Here is a 16,959-nt window from a genome sequence, read left to right on the forward strand (position 1 = left end):
AAGGGTACGGGGTCGGCGTGAGCGGTGTCGCAGTGACCGTATTACAGCACGTTATGGGCGCGCATGACGGTGAGCAGGGCGTCCGGCCGCTCGGTCGTCGGCAGCGGCTCTACCAGCGCGAACGCGCAGCCGATCTCGCGTGCGGCGCCGTCGGCCTCCTCGCTGTCGCCGACCATGAGCGTTTCCGCCGGGTCGACCCCGAGCCGCTCGACGGCCGCGCGGAAGATCTCCGGCTCCGGCTTCACCGCGCCGACCTCGAACGACAGGATGAACTCGTCGACGTAGGCGTCCCAGCCCCGGCGGCCGAAGGCGGGCCGGATGTCGAAGGCGATGTTGCTCAGCACGCCGAGCTTCACGCCCTTGCCGGAGACGCCCTTGAGGACCGCTTCGGTGTCCGGGTACGGCGTCCACTGGGTGGGATCGATCAGCCGGGTGTAGAGCGCGACGGCTTGGTCGGCGTGCGGCACCCCGGACTGCTTGAGGACCTCGAGGTACACCTTCCGGTGCAGCACCGGGTCGCGGTCGCGGTGGTTCCAGGCGTGCAGGTGCTCCTCGTCGAGATCGACGACCTGGCCGACCGGCGCGGTCATCCGGCGCATCAGTTCGGTCTGGGCCTCGATGTCGAGGCTCTCGCCTTCGTGGTCGGTGAGGTCGGCGAGCCAGGTCTCGTCCTGTTCGAGCCGGAAGACCGTGCCGGAGAAGTCGAACAACACAGCGCGAAAGGTCACGAGCACCACATTAGCCACGATCGTGGGGTGCTCGCCGCCCTCCGCTTGTGAGATGAAAGGCCCCTTCATCGCAAATTTTGCGATGAAGGGGCCTTTCATGGCGCTTGTCAGGCGGCGTTGCCGGTGATCTTGGTGGGCGTGATCCGGACCAGCACGCGGACGACGTCCGCAGGCTCCTCCGGGTAGTCCTTGCCGAGGTACTTGTGCGAGAGCTCGTTGATCAGCTCGCGCCCGCCCTCGTCGGTCATCTCGACGGTCCCGCGGATCTCGACGTAGTCGTACGGGTTCTCCTGGTCGAAAACCGAGACGGACACCCGCGGGTCCCTGGCCATGTTCCGCTCCTTGAGACGGCCGCGGACGGTGGCGAAGACCACCGTGTCGCCGTCCCGCTTCGCCCACAGCACGGACGTCTGCGCGGAGCCGTCGGCGTTGATCGTCGCCAGCACCGGGAAGTTGTTGCCGTCGAGGAGTTTCTTGGTCGCGTCGTTGAAGGTCACACCCATGGCTGAATCCTAAGCAGCCTGATCACCGGACGTTCCCGGCGATCCGTTCGACCCGCAGGCGGACGATCACCCGCTGGACGTCGTCGGCCTCCGGCGGCGGGTCCTGGCCGAGGTACTTGTGGCTGAGCGTCTTCGGCAACGTCTTCCCGGGGTCCGGGGTGATCGTGACCGTGCCGCGCAGCTGCGTGTGCCGGTACGGGTTCTCCGCGTCGGTGATCGACACGCTCGCGCGCGGATCGCGACGCAGGTTCCGCACCTTCAGCCGGTCTTCGGTGGCGCTGAAGACCAGATCGCCGTCGTCGAGGCCCACCCAGATGACCGAGGTCTGCGGACCGCCGTCGGCGTCCAGCGTGGCCACGGTCGCGAAGTTCTTGCCGTCCACCAGTTCGCGAACCGGTTCGGGAAGTGTGACTGCCATGACAGGCCGAACCGGCTCCCGGCGGCGGCTATTCCTGCGAGGGCAGGAGCAGCGCCGTCGCGAACGCCGCGATGCCCTCGCCGCGTCCGGTCAGGCCGAGCCCGTCGGTCGTCGTCCCGGAGACGCTCACCGGCCCGCCGACGGCCTCGCTCAACACCTTCTGCGCCTCTTCGCGGCGCTTCCCGACGCGCGGCGCGTTGCCCACGATCTGGACGGTCGCGTTCCCGACGGTCCAGCCGCCCGCCTCGACCAGGCGCCGCGCCTCCGCGAGGAACTCGACGCCGTGCTTACCCGCCCATCGCGGGTCGCCGGTGCCGAACACCGCGCCGAGATCACCGAGCCCGGCGGCGGACAGGAGCGCGTCGCACAAAGCGTGCGCCGCGACGTCGCCGTCCGAATGGCCCGCGCAGCCGTCGACGCCGGGCCAGAGAAGACCGGCGATCCAGCATTCGCGGCCCGCCTCGACGGGGTGGACGTCGACGCCGTTGCCGATCCTCACAGGGGTTTCCTCTTTCTCACCGTTCGCGCGCGACCGCGATCACGTTAGCGACTCATCCCGGGAATCGGGGGAGGTGACCCGCACGGATCACAGCACTTCCTCTTTCCCGGCCACCGCGATCGCCTCGGCCAGGTTCAGTTCGAACGCGGTGGTGACGCGCATCGCGTCCGGGTGTCCCGGGACGGTGTGCGCGCCGTCGAGAGACGGTTCGGCGGCATACGAGAGAAAAGTCTCACGGGTGAAGCCCAGCGGGGTTTGGGCCGTGCGCAGGTATGCGCGGTCTTCGGTGCCTGTGATCACCTTCGCCGCGTCGGTCACCTTCACCGTGTCCGCCATCGGCAGGACGGGAACCACGAAAGACGAGCCCGCACGGACCGCGTCCGCGACGGCACGGATCGTGTCCGCGGGGGTGAAGGCACGCAGGGCGTCGTGCACGAGGAAGACCGGATTTCCGGTGACCTCTTTTTCGACGGTGTCGAAAGCATGCTTCAGTGACGCGCCGGGTACTATCCGGCAACGCTCTTCGAACCCGCTCAAAGCGGCCGAAAACAAATCAGCACACCGCTCGGGGGCCGCTACGACCACCAGATCGAGATCCGGCAGAGCGAGCAGCCCCCGCACAGTGTGCGTGAGTAGCGCTTCACCATTGACCGGCGCGAGAGCGAGCTCCGCGTCGGAGGCATGGTGACGAACGACAGTGACGAACACGATTGTGCTCATATGGACGGTGCTCATATGTGCGCGATCGTAGAGGTATCCCCCGCAGCCTCACCTGGCGTGGGACACCCGCCGGTTCAGACTGCCGCGGTTTCCAGAACTTCGTCGAGGAGGACTTCAGCCTTGTCCTCGTCGGTGCCCTCCGCGAGCGCCAGCTCGCTGACCAGAATTTGCCGCGCCTTCGCCAGCATGCGTTTCTCGCCGGCTGAAAGTCCGCGGTCCTTCTCTCGCCGCCAGAGGTCGCGCACCACTTCGGCCACCTTGTTCACATCGCCGGAGGCGAGCTTCTCGAGGTTGGCCTTGTACCGACGAGACCAGTTGGTGGGCTCTTCGGTGTGCGGAGCACGCAGAACGTCGAAAACCTTGTCCAGTCCTTCTTGCCCGACGACATCACGAACGCCGACGATCTCGGCGTTGTCAGCGGGCACGCGAACCGTAAGATCCCCTTGCGCGACTTTGAGGACGAGGTACTTCTTCTCCTCGCCCTTGATCACGCGGGTCTCGATGGCTTCGATGAGTGCGGCACCGTGGTGCGGGTAGACGACGGTCTCTCCGACCTTGAAAACCATGTGTCCTCTGCCCCTTTCGCTGAATTCATCTTAGCACGTGCCGACGAGGCCCACCTAGCGGCCCGCGATCGTCGTCGCAGGTCAGCGGCCTGACGGTGCTCCGCCCGGGGGTTGACAAACCCAATTCGCCCATGCTCACGCTGGTGAGAAGCGAACGATTTCCAAATCCTTTGTGGACGGTTGATCTTGGGCACGTCACCGCATTGGTGGGGTGTCAACACGCACCGGGTTCTCCGCCCGCGAAGGCGCCCGGCTAGTCTTCGCGGTGAAGAGGCCGTGAGATGGAAGGACTCCGACGTGAGGCTGCAGAATCGTCGCGTGTTCGGCGCAGGTGTGCTGGCGCTCGGCGCCGCGCTCGTGCTCGCCGGCTGCGGTGCTGGTCAGATCACCCAGACCGACTCGCAGCAGCCCGCGGTCAACGGGACGTACGCGCAGGCGAAGGACCTGGTGCTGCGGAACGCCGCGCTCCAGTTCCCGACCGAGGGGCAGGCGTACCCGGCCGGTTCCGCCGCGCCGCTGACGCTGACCATCGTGAACCAGGGCAAGCAGGACGACGAGCTCGTCTCGGTCTCCTCCGAAGCCGCCGCCGGTGACGCCAAGATCACCGGATCCAAGGTCATCGCCGCGAGCCACGCGCTCGTGATCGGCCCCTCCGACACCGTCGAGTCGACCAAGGAGGTCGCCCCGTCCTCCGCGCCGGCTTCGTCCTCGGGCGCACCGTCGTCGGGTGCCCCCTCGTCGTCGGGTGCCCCGTCGAGCTCCGCCGGGACGGTCACGCCGTCCGCGGGCCCGGAGACGACCAACGCGCCGGACCAGGTGGGCAAGGCCACGATCGAGCTGCAGGGCCTGAAGCAGCCGGTGTGGGCGGGCCAGACCATCAAGGTCACCTTCGTCTTCAAGAACTCCGGCTCGATCACGGTCGACCTGCCGGTCGCGGCGCCGTCGCACCCGGGCAGCCGGGCGCCCGCGCCGGAGAAGGAAGCCCCCAAGGGCGGCGGGCACTAAGTCCTCATAAGTACGTGAAGGCCCCCTTCATTGCGCCTGGCGCAGTGAAGGGGGCCTTCACGTACTTGCGTCGTTGCCGGGGTTTGTCGGTGGTGGCCGCTAGCCTCGCGGGGTGGTCAAGAAAGGCAGCACCTACCGCTGCGGTGAATGCGGATACGAGGCGCCGAAGTGGGTCGGGCGCTGCCCGGAATGTCAGGCGTGGGGGACCATCGAGGAACGCGGCGACGCCCGTCCCGCGATAGCCAGGGTCGCGGCGGGAGCGCCCAGCGCGCCGGCGCGCCCGATCGGCGAGGTCGACGTCGAGACGGCGCGGGCGAAGCCCACCGGCGTCTCCGAGCTGGACCGGGTGCTCGGCGGCGGCTTCGTGCCGGGCGCGGTCATCCTGCTCGCGGGCGAGCCCGGTGTCGGCAAATCGACCCTTCTGCTGGAGGTCGCCTACCAATGGGCGGCCACCGCGGGCCGGGCGCTCTACGTCACCGGCGAGGAGTCGGCGGGGCAGGTGCGCCTGCGCGCCGAACGCACCGGCAACGTCCACGACGAGATGTTCCTCGCGGCCGAGAGCGATCTCTCCGCGATCCTCGGGCACGTCGACGCGGTCAAACCGGGGGTGCTGATCGTCGACTCGGTCCAGACCATGGCCTCGCCGCAGGTGGAGGGCGCGCCGGGCGGTGTCACCCAGGTCCGTGCGGTCACCTCCGGGCTGGTCGCGCTGGCCAAGGAGCGCGGGCTGCCGATCGTGCTGGTCGGGCACGTCACCAAGGACGGTTCGGTCGCCGGGCCGCGCGTGCTGGAGCACCTGGTCGACGTGGTCCTGCAGTTCGAGGGGGACAAACATTCGACGCTCCGGATGCTGCGCGGCATCAAGAACCGGTTCGGCGCCGCCGACGAGATCGGCTGCTTCGAACTGGTCGAGGAGGGCATCGTCGGCGTGCCCGACCCGTCGGGGCTGTTCCTCAGCCACACCGCGGAGCCGGTCGCGGGCACCGCGGTCACGGTGACCATGGAGGGCAAGCGGCCGCTGCTGGGCGAGGTGCAGGCGCTCGTGTCGGCGACCCAGTCACCGCAGCCCCGGCGTGCGGTGAGCGGGCTCGATTCGGCGCGCGTCGCGATGGTGCTGGCCGTGGTCGAGAAGCGGGCGAACATCAAGGTCGGCGACAAGGACGTCTACGTGGCGACGGTCGGCGGCATGAAGATCACCGAACCCGGGATCGACCTCGCGGTGGTGCTGGCCCTGATCTCCTCGGCGAGGGACACGCCGCTTTCGCCCAAGCTCGTCGCGATGGGCGAGGTCGGGCTGTCGGGCGAGGTCCGCCGGGTGCCGAGCGTCGGGCGGCGGCTCGCGGAGGCCGCCCGGCTCGGGTTCACCTACGCGCTGGTGCCGCCGGACTCCGGCAAGATCCCGCCGGGGATCCGGGTGCTGGAGGTCCCGGACGTCGGAAGCGCGCTCAACGCCGCCAAGCACGCGCGCTAGCTGGGCTTGGGGCCGCCGTCGTCGGTGATCACCACCGAGATCGACGTGTCGAACAAGGTCAGCCCCGGCCAGCCTTCGTGCTGCCCGTTGGACCGGACGGCGCGGTTCCCGACGACGGCGGCCGTCGCCTTGTCGACGACGAACGTGCGCGTCCGGTCCGGCAACGCGACCGTGAAGGCCACCGCGGGCCGTCCGCCGGGAGTGACCACGCTCGTCACGTCGACACCGGGCATCCTCGCGAGCGCTTCGCACAGTGCCACTCGCAGCGCGCCGAAGCCCTGGGAGGAACGGAGGACTTTGAAGGCCATCTCGAACATCTCGGGGGTGGAGTTCCCCTGCTCCGGTGAGCGGCCGTCCGGCCAGAGGCCGTCACGGCGGAGCCGCTCGGACAGCTTCGTCGGGTCGACGGGCAGTTCGGCGAGGAACTCCGGCGTCGGGTCGGTCCACCCGCTTTCCGACGGTAGCCGGTCCTCGGAGGTCTTCAGCGGAGGTGGCACCGGTGACGTGGTGGTCGTCCGCGGCGACCGGGCCTCCGCCACGGTGACGTGGGAAGACGGGCCCGGAAGCGTTTCGCCGTGGGACACGGCCGTCTGGTAGTCGCCCTTGACCCAGCGGATCTCGCCGGTTCCGGTGAAGCGCGTCTTGATCCGCATCCAGCTGCGCGGCGGCAGCCATCGTTCGAGGATCTCGTGGGTTTGGTAGACGAGCCCCGTCTTGGTGACATGCGTGGTCCACGTGGACTCGGTGACGAGCCGGAACTGGTCGTCCCGGATCGGGAAGTCGTCGCCGTGGAGGCCTTCGAGGGCGTTTTGGCCCTGGGTGACGGTCGAGTGGGCCGCGGGATCCGGGCCGTCGTCGACGGTCAAGACGTTCGTCGCCACGATCCCGCCGCCGGACACGAGCGCCGCGGCGGCCGCGGCCGCGATCCATCGCCACGAACCCGGCCGCTTCTTCACCGGGGGCGTGGTCATGGGAAGGAGTTCGTCCTCGACGTCACCGGCGGCGCGCAGGAGCGCCGCCTTGGCGCGGGAAAGTTCGTCCTGCCGGGTTTCCGGCTCGGCGTGGAGGCAGGCCAGCGCTTCGTCGAGTTCGGCCTCGGACCACACCTTCCGGATGCTACCGCCGTGCACTTTCGCCCTCCTCCTCTTTCCTTGAATCGTCCTTTGTGGACTCCGGCGCGTTGGCGCGCAACCATCTTCGGATCCGGTGCAGACGCGATCTGACCGTTCCGGCGGGAATTCCCAAGGCCTCGGCGACCTCGCCGGGATCCAGCCCCGCCCACGAGACCAGCAGCAGGGTGTCGCGGTCCGCGACGCTCAGTTCGGCCAGTGCTCCCGCCAGCAGGGCCGCACGGGACTGGGCGTCGACCCGCTCGGCGACGCGGCCGTCGTGCCCGGCCGAGACCGTCTGGTCGGCGGCCGCGAGCCTGGCCGTGGCGTTGAGCGCCCTGGTCTCCGTGCGGACGTGGTGGCGCAGCAGGTTCGTCGCGATCCCGTAGAGCCACGCGCGCGCCGTGCCGGCCTCGGGGCGATACGTCTCGCGTCGCCGGAGCGCCACGAGGAAGGTCTCGGCGACGAGGTCGTGCGCGGTCTCCGTGCCGACGCGGCGCGCCAGATAACGCTGGAGCGGGGCCGCGTGGGCGTCGAAGAGCAGGCCGAAGACGGGTGCGGGATCCGGACCACCGAGATCCGGCCTGTCCAGCCCGCGCGTGCCGGCCTGCTCGTGATCGTCTTTCATCACCTGCACGATCGCTATTGCCCGATGACGCCCGGAGCGTTCATCCGATCCTACTTTCGTCGTGGGCCGAACGGGGAAAGCGCAGGTGACACCGCAGACAAAAGACGCGGGAGCCGAGATCCTGTTCAGGATTCACCATCCAAAAGTGAAACTGGGGAAGGGTTACCATGCGTCGACTCAGGACCGCGGTCGTGGCCGCGCTCGCGGTGTCCGCACTGATCACCGCTCCGGCGGCGGCCGTCGCCCAAGGCGAGTACGTCGTCCCCGCGCCCGACTTCGTGAAGTCGATGGCGCCGCCCGCCAAGGTGGAAGGGGTCAGGGCGGCCGCGGAGCTCAACATCCAGTACCAGATCCAGGAGACCGGGTACTGGTGCGGCCCGGCCGCCACCCGCATCGCCATCTCGGCCAAGAACGGCAACCCGCCGAGCCAGCAGCAGCTCGCCAACGAGCTCCCGACCAGCACCAACGGCACCGACTGGATCGGGCAGGTCACCCGCGTCCTCAACAACCACGTCGCCGGTGGCTGGTACGAGACCAAGGAGATGCCGAACGACCCGCCGACCCAGGCGCAGCGCGATCTCCTGTGGCGCGACATCGTGCTGGACGTCGACAAGGGTTACGCGATCGTCGCGAACATCGTCGCCCCGGCGAACAACCACCCGCCGGGCTACCCGAACTACACGATCTACCACTACTTCACGATCATCGGCTACAACAGCGACAACATGACGGTGAAGATCGCCGACCCGGCCAACTTCGGCGGCAACCAGATCTACTGGCTCACCTTCAACCAGCTCGCCACCCTGATCCCGCCGAAGGGCTACTCGGCCTGACCCTCTTCGCGTTTCGTCACCTGCTTGCGGCGCCCGCGCGCCGCAAGCAGGTGACGAATGGCGTGGGTTGTACGAATCTTGTACGGGAGGGCTCGAAGCTGTCGGTCATGCGCATCAAGACGCTCGGTCTGCTGGCCGCCTCGTTGCTGGCCCTCATCGCCGCGCCGGCCCAGGCCGCCGACGGCAACCCCCTTGAGAAGACCAACGGCTTCTACGTCGACCCGAACTCCAACCCCGCGGTCTGGGTGCGGGACCACCCGGGCAGCACCGCCGACAAGATCAAGGCCGCCATCTCCACCAAGGCGGGCGCGCGCTGGTTCGGCAACTGGAGCGGGAACGTCAAGACGGCCGTCGACGGCTACACCTACGCCGCCGACGTGGCCGACAAGCTGCCGATCCTGGTCGCCTACAACATCCCCGGCCGTGACTGCGGCGGCCACTCCGGTGGTGGCGCGGGCAGCCCGGAGGCTTACCGCACCTGGATCTCGAACTTCGCCGACGGTATCGGCGGCAAGCCCGCGGTCGTCGTCATCGAGCCGGACGCCCTCGCGCAGGTCGACTGCCTGCCCGTCGGCGAGCGCCAGACCCGCCTCGACCTGCTCAAGTACGCCGCCGAGCAGTTCGCCGCCAAGGCCCCGAACACCTGGGCGTACATGGACGGCGGCAACTCGACCTGGATCCCCGCCGCGACCATGGCCGACCGGCTCAACGCCGTCGGGGTGAAGTCGATCCGCGGTCTCGCGATCAACGTGTCGAACTACAAGACCACCACCGACTCGGCGAACTACGGCAAGGCCGTCAGCGCCGCCCTGTCGAGCAAGTACGGCTACACCAAGCCGTTCGTGATCGACACGAGCCGCAACGGCAACGGCCCGCTGGGCTCCGAGTGGTGCAACCCGGCCGGGCGCAAGCTCGGGGCGACCTCGCAGACCGGCGGCGGCGCCGAGATGCTGCTGTGGGTCAAGGTGCCTGGTGACTCCGATGGCAAGTGCGGGATCGCGCCGAACGTCGAAGCCGGTCAGTTCAGCCCCGATCTGGCGCTGCGCCTGATCAGCGGGACCTGACCGCCCCCGAAACCCGTCGCGCCGGCTGTTCGTTTGTGACCCTCGTTCTCCCGAGAAGGCGAGGGCCACGACCCCTTGGACAGCAGCCGGCGCGACGCCTCCATTTCCCGTGAAGGCCCCCTTCCCTCGGCTCAGTCGAGGGAAGGGGGCCTTCACGCGCTTCCGGTAGTACGGTGACCTGAGTCACAGTATCGGCCGAGAGGATGGCGTCGTGGAGTTCCAGCTGGGGATCGGTACCAGGAAGGGCTTGTTCCTCGCCCGCAGCGAGGACCGTGAGAACTGGGAGATCTCCGAACCGAAGTTCCCCATGGAGGCCGTCCGGGCGGTCGCGCTCGCTCCCTCGAAGATCCACGCGGCCGCGGTCAACGAGCATTTCGGCCCGACGATCGCGACGTCGGAGGACTTCGGCGAGACCTGGTCCCAGCCCGATCACGCGCCGGTCGCCTTCCCCGCCGACACGGAGACCGCGCTCGAAGGCATCTGGCAGATCGCGCTCGCCGGGGACGTCGTCTACGCCGGTGTCGAGCCGTCGGCGCTGTTCCGCTCCGAGGACGGCGGCGAGACCTTCGAACTCGTCCGCGGGCTCTGGGACCACGAGCACCGTCCACACTGGACTCCCGGTGGCGGCGGCCAGATGATCCACACGATCCTGCCGCATCCCACGGATCCCGGGCGGATCACCGTCGCCATGTCGACCGGCGGGGTCTACCGCACCGAGGACGGCGGCAAGAGCTGGACCGCGTCGAACCGCGGGATCAGCGCGGGTTTCCTGCCCGACGAGGAGCCCGAGTTCGGGCAGTGCGTGCACAAGGTCGCGATGCATCCGTCGCGTCCCGAGCGGTTCTTCCTGCAGAACCACGGCGGCGTGTACCGCAGCGACGACGACGCGAAGACCTGGCGGTCGATCGCCGGCGGCCTGCCGAACGACTTCGGGTTCGCCATGGTCGTCCATCCGTCCAAGCCGGACACGATCTACAACTTCCCCTTGGTGGCCGACGTTCTCCGCTTCCCGCCGGAGGGCCGCTGCCGGGTCTACCGCAGCGAGGACGCGGGCGAGACCTGGACCGGGCTCGGGAACGGCTTACCGGACAAGGGTTTCTACGCGGGAGTGCTGCGGGACGGGATGTGCGTCGATACGCGGGACGGCATCTACTTCGGCACGCGATCCGGCGAAGTGTGGGCGAGCCCCGACGAAGGCGACACCTGGCATCAGGTGGCCGCGCATCTGCCGGACGTGCTGTGCGTGCGGGCCCAGGTGGTCTAGGTGGTCCGGGTCCTGCTGCCCGCGATGCTGCGGCCGCTCGCGGACGGCCGCGGCACGCTCGAAGTCGAGGCGTCGACGCTCGACGGCGTCCTGGACTCGCTCGGCGCCGGGTTCCCCGCGCTGGAACGCCGTCTGCGCGACGAAACCGGCGCGCTGCGGCGCTACGTGAACTTCTATGTGGACGGTGAGGAGTGCCGCCGTCTCGACGGCGCCAAGACCTCCCTCGCCGAGGCGAAGGAAGTGCAGATCATCCCGTCGGTCGCCGGCGGCTGAACTCGCAATTCGGCACCTGCTTGCGATTCTTGCGTGTGCAACTACCGCAAGCAGGTGCCGAATTGCGTGGGCGCGCTACTGGGAAAGCAGGTTCGCGCAGCGGATCAGCCCGATGTGCGAGTACGCCTGCGGGTGGTTGCCCAGCGAGCGCTCCGCGATCGGGTCGAACTGCTCGGGCAGCAGCCCGGTCGGGCCCGCGGCGTCGACGATCTGCGTGAACAGCTCCTCGGCCTCGGTGCGCCGCCCGGTGAGCAGGTACGCCTCGATGAGCCAGGCCGCGCAGATGTGGAAACCGCCCTCGCCGCCGGGAAGGCCGTCGTCGCGGCGGTAACGGTACACAGTGGACCCACTGCGCAGTTCCGCCTCGATCGCGGTCACCGTGGACTGGAAGCGCGGGTCGGCCGGATCGATCAGCCCGGTCAGCCCGACGAACAGCGACGCGGCGTCGAGATCCGTTCCGTCGTAAGCGGTCGTGAAGGCCTGGACCTCTTCGTTCCAGCCCTTCTCCAGGACGTCCGCGGCGATCTCGTCACGCAGCGAAGGCCACGCGCCCGGTACCTCGCGGCCGTAGACCTCGCCCAGTTTGATCGCCCGGTCGATGGTCACCCAGCACATCACCCGCGAGTACACCCGGTGGCGCGGCACGTGCCGCTCCTCCCAGATGCCGTGGTCCGGCTCGTTCCAGCGCCGCGTGACGGCCTCGGCCATCGCGCGCACCATCTGCCAGTCCTCGTCGCGGAGTTCGCCGCGCGCCGCCGCCAGCGTCTGCACGAGTTCGACGACCGGGCCGAACACGTCCAGCTGGACCTGGTGGTTCGCCAGGTTGCCGACGCGGACCGGTCGCGAGCCGGCGTACCCGGGCAGCGACTCGATGACCGCTTCGGCGCCGATCACGCTGCCCGCCAACGTGTACAGCGGGTGAAGCCGTTCCGGACCGGCCAAAGTGGACAGGACGCCGTGCAGCCAGCGGAGGTAGCCTTCCGCCTCTTCGGTCGAGCCGAGGTGGACCAGTTCACGCACGGTCATGGCCGCGTCACGGATCCAGCAGTAGCGGTAGTCCCAGTTCCGGACGCCGCCGATCTCCTCCGGCAGCGAGGAGGTCGCCGCCGCGAGCACGCCGCCGGTGTCGGTGTTCACCAGCCCGCGCAGCGTGAGCGCCGAGCGGCCGACGAGGTCGGTCTGGACGCCGGGCAGTTTGAGCGTCCGCGCCCAGGTGCTCCAGTAGTCGCCCGCACGGGCCCGCCGATCCACTTCGGACAGTTCGTGCGCGCCGAGATCCGAGGTGCCGCAACGGAGTTCGAGCACCACCGGGTTGTCCGGGGTGGGGGTGACGAGCGCCGTCGCGGTGTCGTTCATGCCGTCGGAGGTGATCTCCCACTCCACGCCCGGCGAGCGCAGCGCGAACGGTTCCGAGGTGCCCTGCACCAGGATCCCGTCACCCTCGGCGACCAGCTTCACCGGCACACCACCGAATTCGGGCCGCGGCGCGAACACGATCTCCGCCGCCGCCTCACCCGAGATCACCCGGACGAGATCCGTGCGGTGCGAGGGGCTCTCCGGCTCCAGGTAGTCGGTGACGAGCAGCCGGGACCAGCGGGTCTCGACCGTCATCGTGTTCGGCAGGTAGCGCTGCCCGAGCGGCAGGCCGTTGCGGTGCGGCTTGATCGAGAAGTGTCCGGCGCCGGCCCCGCCGAGCAGGTCCGCGAAGATCGCGGGCGCGTCGGGACCGGGGTGGCACAGCCAGGTCAGCCGGGCGTCCGGGGTGACCAGCGCGACCGAACGTTCGTTGGCCAGCATGGAAAGCCGCTCGATCGGCGGCGCCTGCTCGCCGTACAGCCAGTTGCGCCGCTCTTCGAGGAGGAAGGCGAGCGCCATCGCGACGTCGACCGTGTCCGGGACCCGGTACTGCGCGAGGCTCTCCCCGTCGCCGACCTTCACGCCGACGTCCGGGCCGGAGATCCGGGCGAACGCCTTCTCGTCGGTGACGTCGTCGCCGAGGAAGACCGCGGCCGTCGCGCCGACCTGGTGGCGCAGGGTGTCCAGCGCGCGGCCCTTGTCCGTCTGGACGACCGCGAGCTCGACGACCTCCTTGCCGTCGGTCGTGGACACGCCTTCCCACCGCGCGGGTCCATTGTGGACGTCGCGCAGGACCCGGCGGCCCGCCTCGTGCTCGGCGCGGCGGACGTGCACCGCGATGCTGGCGGGCTTGACCTCGAGCGAGACGCCCGGCACGTCGAGCACCAGGTTCTCCAGCTCGGCTTCGAGCCGTCTGTGGAGCTCGCGGGCCTTGTCGTCGAGCGCGTGGATGAAGCCGATGTCGAATTCGGACCCGTGGCTGCCGACCAGGTTCACCTCGGCCGGGAGACGGGACAGGGTGGCGAGATCACGCAGCGCGCGGCCGGAGATGACGGCGGTGGTCGTCTCGTGCAGGCCGGCCAGCGACCTCAGCGCGCCTACCGATTCGGGCAGCGGCCGGGCTTCGTCCGGATTGGCCGTGATCGGAGCCAGCGTGCCGTCGTAGTCGCAGGCGACCAGCAACCGCGGGGTGCGCGCGACCTGGACGATCGCGCGCCGCAGCTCGGCGGGCAGTGCCTCGGCGGTCAACGATTTCTCCTCGGGAACGTAGCGGGGGTTGGGGAATCAGTCGGCCGGTTCGGCACCGAGTGCTTGGAGGAACGAGCGCGCCCAGCGGTCGACGTCATGCGTGAGGACCTGTCGACGCATGGCGCGCATACGGCGGCGTCCCTCTGCGGGGTCGAGCGTAATGGCAGTCTCCAAGGCGTTCTTCACCCCGTCCAGGTCATGTGGGTTGACCAGGAGCGCGCTGGTGAGCTCCGCCGCGGCGCCGGCGAACTCCGAAAGCACGAGCGAACCGCCCAGGTCGTGGCGGCAGGCGACGTACTCCTTGCAGACGAGGTTCATCCCGTCACGCAGGGGAGTGACCACCATGACATCGGCCGCGGAGAAGAACGCGGCCAGCTCCGTCCGGTTCACGGACTGGTGCAGATAATGCACGACCGGGTGACCCACGCGGGCGAATTCGCCGTTGATCCGCCCGACCATCTGCTCGATGTCGCCGCGCATCCGCTGGTAGTGCTCGACGCGCTCGCGGCTCGGGGTGGCCAGCTGGACGAACGTGACGTCCTCCGGGCGGACGCGGCCTTCGTGCAGCAGCTCGTGCAACGCCTGCAACCGCAGGTCGATGCCCTTGGTGTAGTCGAGCCGGTCGACGCCGAGCAGGACCTTCTTCGGATTGCCGAGGTCGCGCCGCAGCTGGGCGGCGCGTTCGGCGACGCCCTTGGTCTTGGCGAGTTTGTCGAGGCCGATGGCGTCGATGGAGATCGGGAACGCGCCGACCCGCACCGTGCGGTCGCCGACCTGCATCAGGCCGGGGCGGGTGCGGATGCCGACCGCGCCGCGGCTGGACTCGAGGCCGGCCAGCTGCCGCGCCAGCCAGAGGAAGTTCTGCGCGCCACCCGGCCGGTGGAAGCCGACGAGGTCGGCCCCGACCAGGCCGCGGACGATCTCGGTCCGCCACGGCATCTGCATGAACAACTCGACCGGGGGAAACGGGATGTGCAGGAAGAACCCGATCCGGAGGTCGGGACGCAGTTCGCGGAGCATCGCCGGTACCAGTTGCAGCTGGTAGTCCTGGATCCACACGGTCGCGCCCTCGGCGGCGACCTTCGCGCTCGCCTCGGCGAAGCGCCGGTTCACCCGGACGTAGGACTCCCACCAGCTCCGGTCGAACACCGGCCGCTCCACCACGTCGTGGTACAGCGGCCAGAGCGTCGCGTTGGAGAAGCCCTCGTAGTAGTCGCGGACGTCGTCCGACGTCAGGGAGACCGGGTGCAGGACCAGGCCGTCGTCGTCGAATTCCTCGACGTCGACGTCGGGTACACCCGGCCACCCGACCCAGGCTCCCTTGCGTGACCGCAGGAACGGTTCGAGCGCGGACACCAGCCCGCCGGGGCTCGCCGTCCAGCGCCTGCTTCCGTCGGCGGTCCGTTCGAGGTCCACCGGGAGCCTGTTCGCCACCACGACGAAATCCGCGGAGGCCGTTCTGCTCGTCTCGGCAATCACTTCGTCCACCAGCCGCTCCCTCGATTCGCGGGTCGCTGCCCTAAGCGGAAACCCTATCGCGCGAGGAGGCCGCGGCCGGTCGGCGAGCGATCACTCCAAGCGTCGTTCGGCGGGTTCCATCGGGCCCGCCATCCTCGGCCCGGCGAACTTGCGTTCGAGCCTGCCGAGCCCGGTACGCACCGGCTGCGCGAGGTATTCACCGAGTACCACACCCGCTGCCAGGGCAAGCCCGATCGCGACCGCGGTCATCAGCGTCGAGATGTTCCCGCCGGGCTCGACGCCCAATTGGTATAGACCACGATAGGTGGAGAGGCCGGGGAGGAGGGGCGTGATGCCGGACACAGCCACCACGAGCGGCGTCACCTTGAGCCGCCTCGCGAGCACTCCGCCGCAGAAACCGACCAGCGTGGCGGCGACGGCGGACGAACTGACGGCCTGGAAGTCGGTCAGCATCAAGGCCCCGTAGACCGCGCCGCCGATGGCGCCCGCCGCTCCCGCGACGATCATCGCGCGCAGCGTCGAGTACGAGGCCAGCGCGAAGCAGGCCGACGCGCCAACGCTGCCGAGGATGATGATCGGCAGATCCTGCGGCGTCGACGAGACGACCTCGGGCAGCGGCGTCAGGGGGAGGCCGAGCAGCAGCGCGATCTTCAGCGCCAGCACCACGCCCGCGATCAGCCCGGCACTCATCAGCGCCGTTTCCATCGTGCGGCCGGCCGCCGTGACGTAGTAGCCGGTGATGGCGTCCTGCACGGCGGACACCGTGGACAGGCCGGACAGCAGCACGGTGACGGCCGCCGCGACGACCAGCGTGGGTTTGTCCGTGGTGAGGAGGTTGCTGCTGACTATGGCCATCGCGGACAGGGTCGCGACCAGGCCGCCGATCACCTGCTGGAAGAAGAACGGCAGGGCGAAGCGGTTGAGGAAGCGGCCGAGGCGGTCGATGACCGCGCTGATCACCAGCGCGACCAGCGCGACGTCGATGCTGCCGCCGAGGATCAGGGTGATGAACGCGGCCAGCCCGCCCCAGGCGGCCGTGGCCACCCAGCGGGGGTACGGATGCGGCGCGGTGGTGATCCGCTGGAGTTCCTGCTGGGCCTCTTCGGCGCCGATGTTGCCGCGGACGATCCGGCGGACCAGCGTCTCGGTCTGGGTGAGCCGCGTGTAGTCGAGGCTGCGTGAGCGGACCACCCGGAGCGCCGTCACCGGGGCCATGTCGGTGCCGCGGTGGCAGGTCACCGTGATCGACGTGAAGATCACGTCGACCTCGCAGTGCGGGAGGCCGAGCGCGGAGGTCAGCGCGATGATCGTCGCCGTGACGTCGGAGGCGCCGGCGCCGCTCGACATCTGGACCTCGCCGATACGCAGGGCGAGGTCCAGGACGAAGTTGACCGTCGAGTCGTCGGGCGGCTTCGGTCCCATCGCCTCGTCGGCCTCGACGGCGGGCTGCTCCGCCGTCGGTGCCTCGAGGATCTGCCAGGCGCGGCGGCGCAGCAGATTCGGCCGGTGCGAGCGAGCCTGGGGGATCGATCGCTCTCCGTCACGCTGGCGCGGCGCTTCCAGCAGCCATCCGCCACGTTCGGGTGTTTCGTCCTGGTTCTTTTCGGCACTGTGCTCGCTCTGTTCGCCCGGCTGGGCCCTCTTGGTGTGCTCGTTGATCTTCATGATCGATCCACCTCCTCACTCTGGTTCGAGGGACTTTCCCGAGGAGCATCGGGGCCGGTGCCTCGACCGTTGCAGGAAATCCGAAGTGGCGTCCACCACGTCCGAGGAAGATCATCGCGGGCCCGCCGGT

At 69.3% G+C, this 16,959-nt stretch carries 17 protein-coding genes; 6 read left to right on the forward strand and 11 right to left on the reverse strand.

The features are described from left to right. Window positions 1-41: 41 nt before the first annotated feature. The 6 genes from CVV72_RS32470 to CVV72_RS32495 all read right to left on the reverse strand — a co-directional run bounded on the left by CVV72_RS32470 (window position 42) and on the right by CVV72_RS32495 (window position 3,434). Entirely contained in the window at window positions 42-728 is a 687-nt protein-coding gene (locus CVV72_RS32470) for an HAD family hydrolase (protein ID WP_255632330.1), read from the reverse strand. A 107-nt stretch (window positions 729-835) separates the two neighbouring features. After that, complete coding sequence (locus CVV72_RS32475; protein ID WP_034310197.1) at window positions 836-1,231, reverse strand: PPOX class F420-dependent oxidoreductase; 396 nt, start codon at window positions 1,229-1,231, stop codon at window positions 836-838. A gap of 22 nt (window positions 1,232-1,253) precedes the next feature. Next, window positions 1,254-1,649 (reverse strand): PPOX class F420-dependent oxidoreductase, encoded by a 396-nt coding sequence (locus CVV72_RS32480; protein WP_219147706.1) that lies wholly within the window; start codon window positions 1,647-1,649, stop codon window positions 1,254-1,256. Between the two features lie 28 nt (window positions 1,650-1,677). Then, entirely contained in the window at window positions 1,678-2,148 is a 471-nt protein-coding gene (ispF, locus tag CVV72_RS32485) for a 2-C-methyl-D-erythritol 2,4-cyclodiphosphate synthase (RefSeq protein ID WP_034310203.1), read from the reverse strand. Window positions 2,149-2,235: 87 nt separating this feature from the next. After that, complete coding sequence (locus tag CVV72_RS32490) at window positions 2,236-2,868, reverse strand: 2-C-methyl-D-erythritol 4-phosphate cytidylyltransferase (RefSeq protein WP_219147708.1); 633 nt, start codon at window positions 2,866-2,868, stop codon at window positions 2,236-2,238. A gap of 74 nt (window positions 2,869-2,942) precedes the next feature. Then, a complete protein-coding gene (locus CVV72_RS32495) occupies window positions 2,943-3,434 on the reverse strand; it encodes a CarD family transcriptional regulator (RefSeq protein WP_005165253.1) in 492 nt (163 codons plus the stop codon). Between the two features lie 297 nt (window positions 3,435-3,731). Here CVV72_RS32495 and CVV72_RS32500 point away from each other — a divergent pair, with 297 nt between their 5' ends. Next, window positions 3,732-4,439 (forward strand): hypothetical protein, encoded by a 708-nt coding sequence (locus tag CVV72_RS32500; RefSeq protein ID WP_219147709.1) that lies wholly within the window; start codon window positions 3,732-3,734, stop codon window positions 4,437-4,439. 112 nt (window positions 4,440-4,551) lie between these two features. Next, window positions 4,552-5,910 (forward strand): DNA repair protein RadA, encoded by a 1,359-nt coding sequence (gene radA, locus CVV72_RS32505; RefSeq protein WP_034310209.1) that lies wholly within the window; start codon window positions 4,552-4,554, stop codon window positions 5,908-5,910. Here the strand turns inward: radA and CVV72_RS32510 are convergent. Continuing rightward, window positions 5,907-7,040, reverse strand: coding sequence for a CU044_5270 family protein (locus CVV72_RS32510; RefSeq protein WP_219147710.1), 1,134 nt, complete (start codon window positions 7,038-7,040; stop codon window positions 5,907-5,909). The two genes, radA and CVV72_RS32510, sit on opposite strands and share 4 nt — an antisense overlap. Next, complete coding sequence (locus CVV72_RS32515) at window positions 7,027-7,656, reverse strand: RNA polymerase sigma factor (protein ID WP_219147711.1); 630 nt, start codon at window positions 7,654-7,656, stop codon at window positions 7,027-7,029. Before CVV72_RS32515 ends, CVV72_RS32510 begins: the two co-directional genes overlap by 14 nt. A 158-nt stretch (window positions 7,657-7,814) precedes the next feature. Here CVV72_RS32515 and CVV72_RS32520 point away from each other — a divergent pair, with 158 nt between their 5' ends. The 4 genes from CVV72_RS32520 (at window position 7,815) to CVV72_RS32535 (ending at window position 11,081) form a co-directional block, all read left to right on the forward strand. Beyond that, entirely contained in the window at window positions 7,815-8,480 is a 666-nt protein-coding gene (locus tag CVV72_RS32520; protein ID WP_219147712.1) for a C39 family peptidase, read from the forward strand. A gap of 107 nt (window positions 8,481-8,587) precedes the next feature. Beyond that, window positions 8,588-9,544, forward strand: a complete 957-nt coding sequence (locus CVV72_RS32525) for a glycoside hydrolase family 6 protein (protein ID WP_219147713.1) — start codon at window positions 8,588-8,590, stop codon at window positions 9,542-9,544. 211 nt (window positions 9,545-9,755) lie between these two features. Further along, the gene (locus CVV72_RS32530) at window positions 9,756-10,808 is read left to right on the forward strand and encodes a glycoside hydrolase (RefSeq protein ID WP_219147715.1); all 1,053 of its coding nucleotides are present in this window, start codon (window positions 9,756-9,758) and stop codon (window positions 10,806-10,808) included. Continuing rightward, the gene (locus CVV72_RS32535) at window positions 10,809-11,081 is read left to right on the forward strand and encodes a MoaD/ThiS family protein (protein ID WP_091598452.1); all 273 of its coding nucleotides are present in this window, start codon (window positions 10,809-10,811) and stop codon (window positions 11,079-11,081) included. 75 nt (window positions 11,082-11,156) lie between these two features. Here CVV72_RS32535 and otsB read toward each other — a convergent pair whose 3' ends face one another. From otsB to CVV72_RS32550, 3 genes are all read right to left on the reverse strand, one after another. Then, entirely contained in the window at window positions 11,157-13,685 is a 2,529-nt protein-coding gene (gene otsB / locus CVV72_RS32540; protein WP_219147716.1) for a trehalose-phosphatase, read from the reverse strand. A 36-nt stretch (window positions 13,686-13,721) separates the two neighbouring features. After that, the gene (locus CVV72_RS32545) at window positions 13,722-15,173 is read right to left on the reverse strand and encodes a trehalose-6-phosphate synthase (RefSeq protein WP_219147718.1); all 1,452 of its coding nucleotides are present in this window, start codon (window positions 15,171-15,173) and stop codon (window positions 13,722-13,724) included. 81 nt (window positions 15,174-15,254) lie between these two features. After that, window positions 15,255-16,829, reverse strand: coding sequence for a threonine/serine exporter ThrE family protein (locus CVV72_RS32550; RefSeq protein WP_219147720.1), 1,575 nt, complete (start codon window positions 16,827-16,829; stop codon window positions 15,255-15,257). Between the last annotated feature and the right edge of the window lie 130 nt (window positions 16,830-16,959).

Source organism: Amycolatopsis sp. TNS106, assembly GCF_019330265.1.
GTDB classification, from domain to species: Bacteria; Actinomycetota; Actinomycetes; order Mycobacteriales; family Pseudonocardiaceae; genus Amycolatopsis; species Amycolatopsis lurida.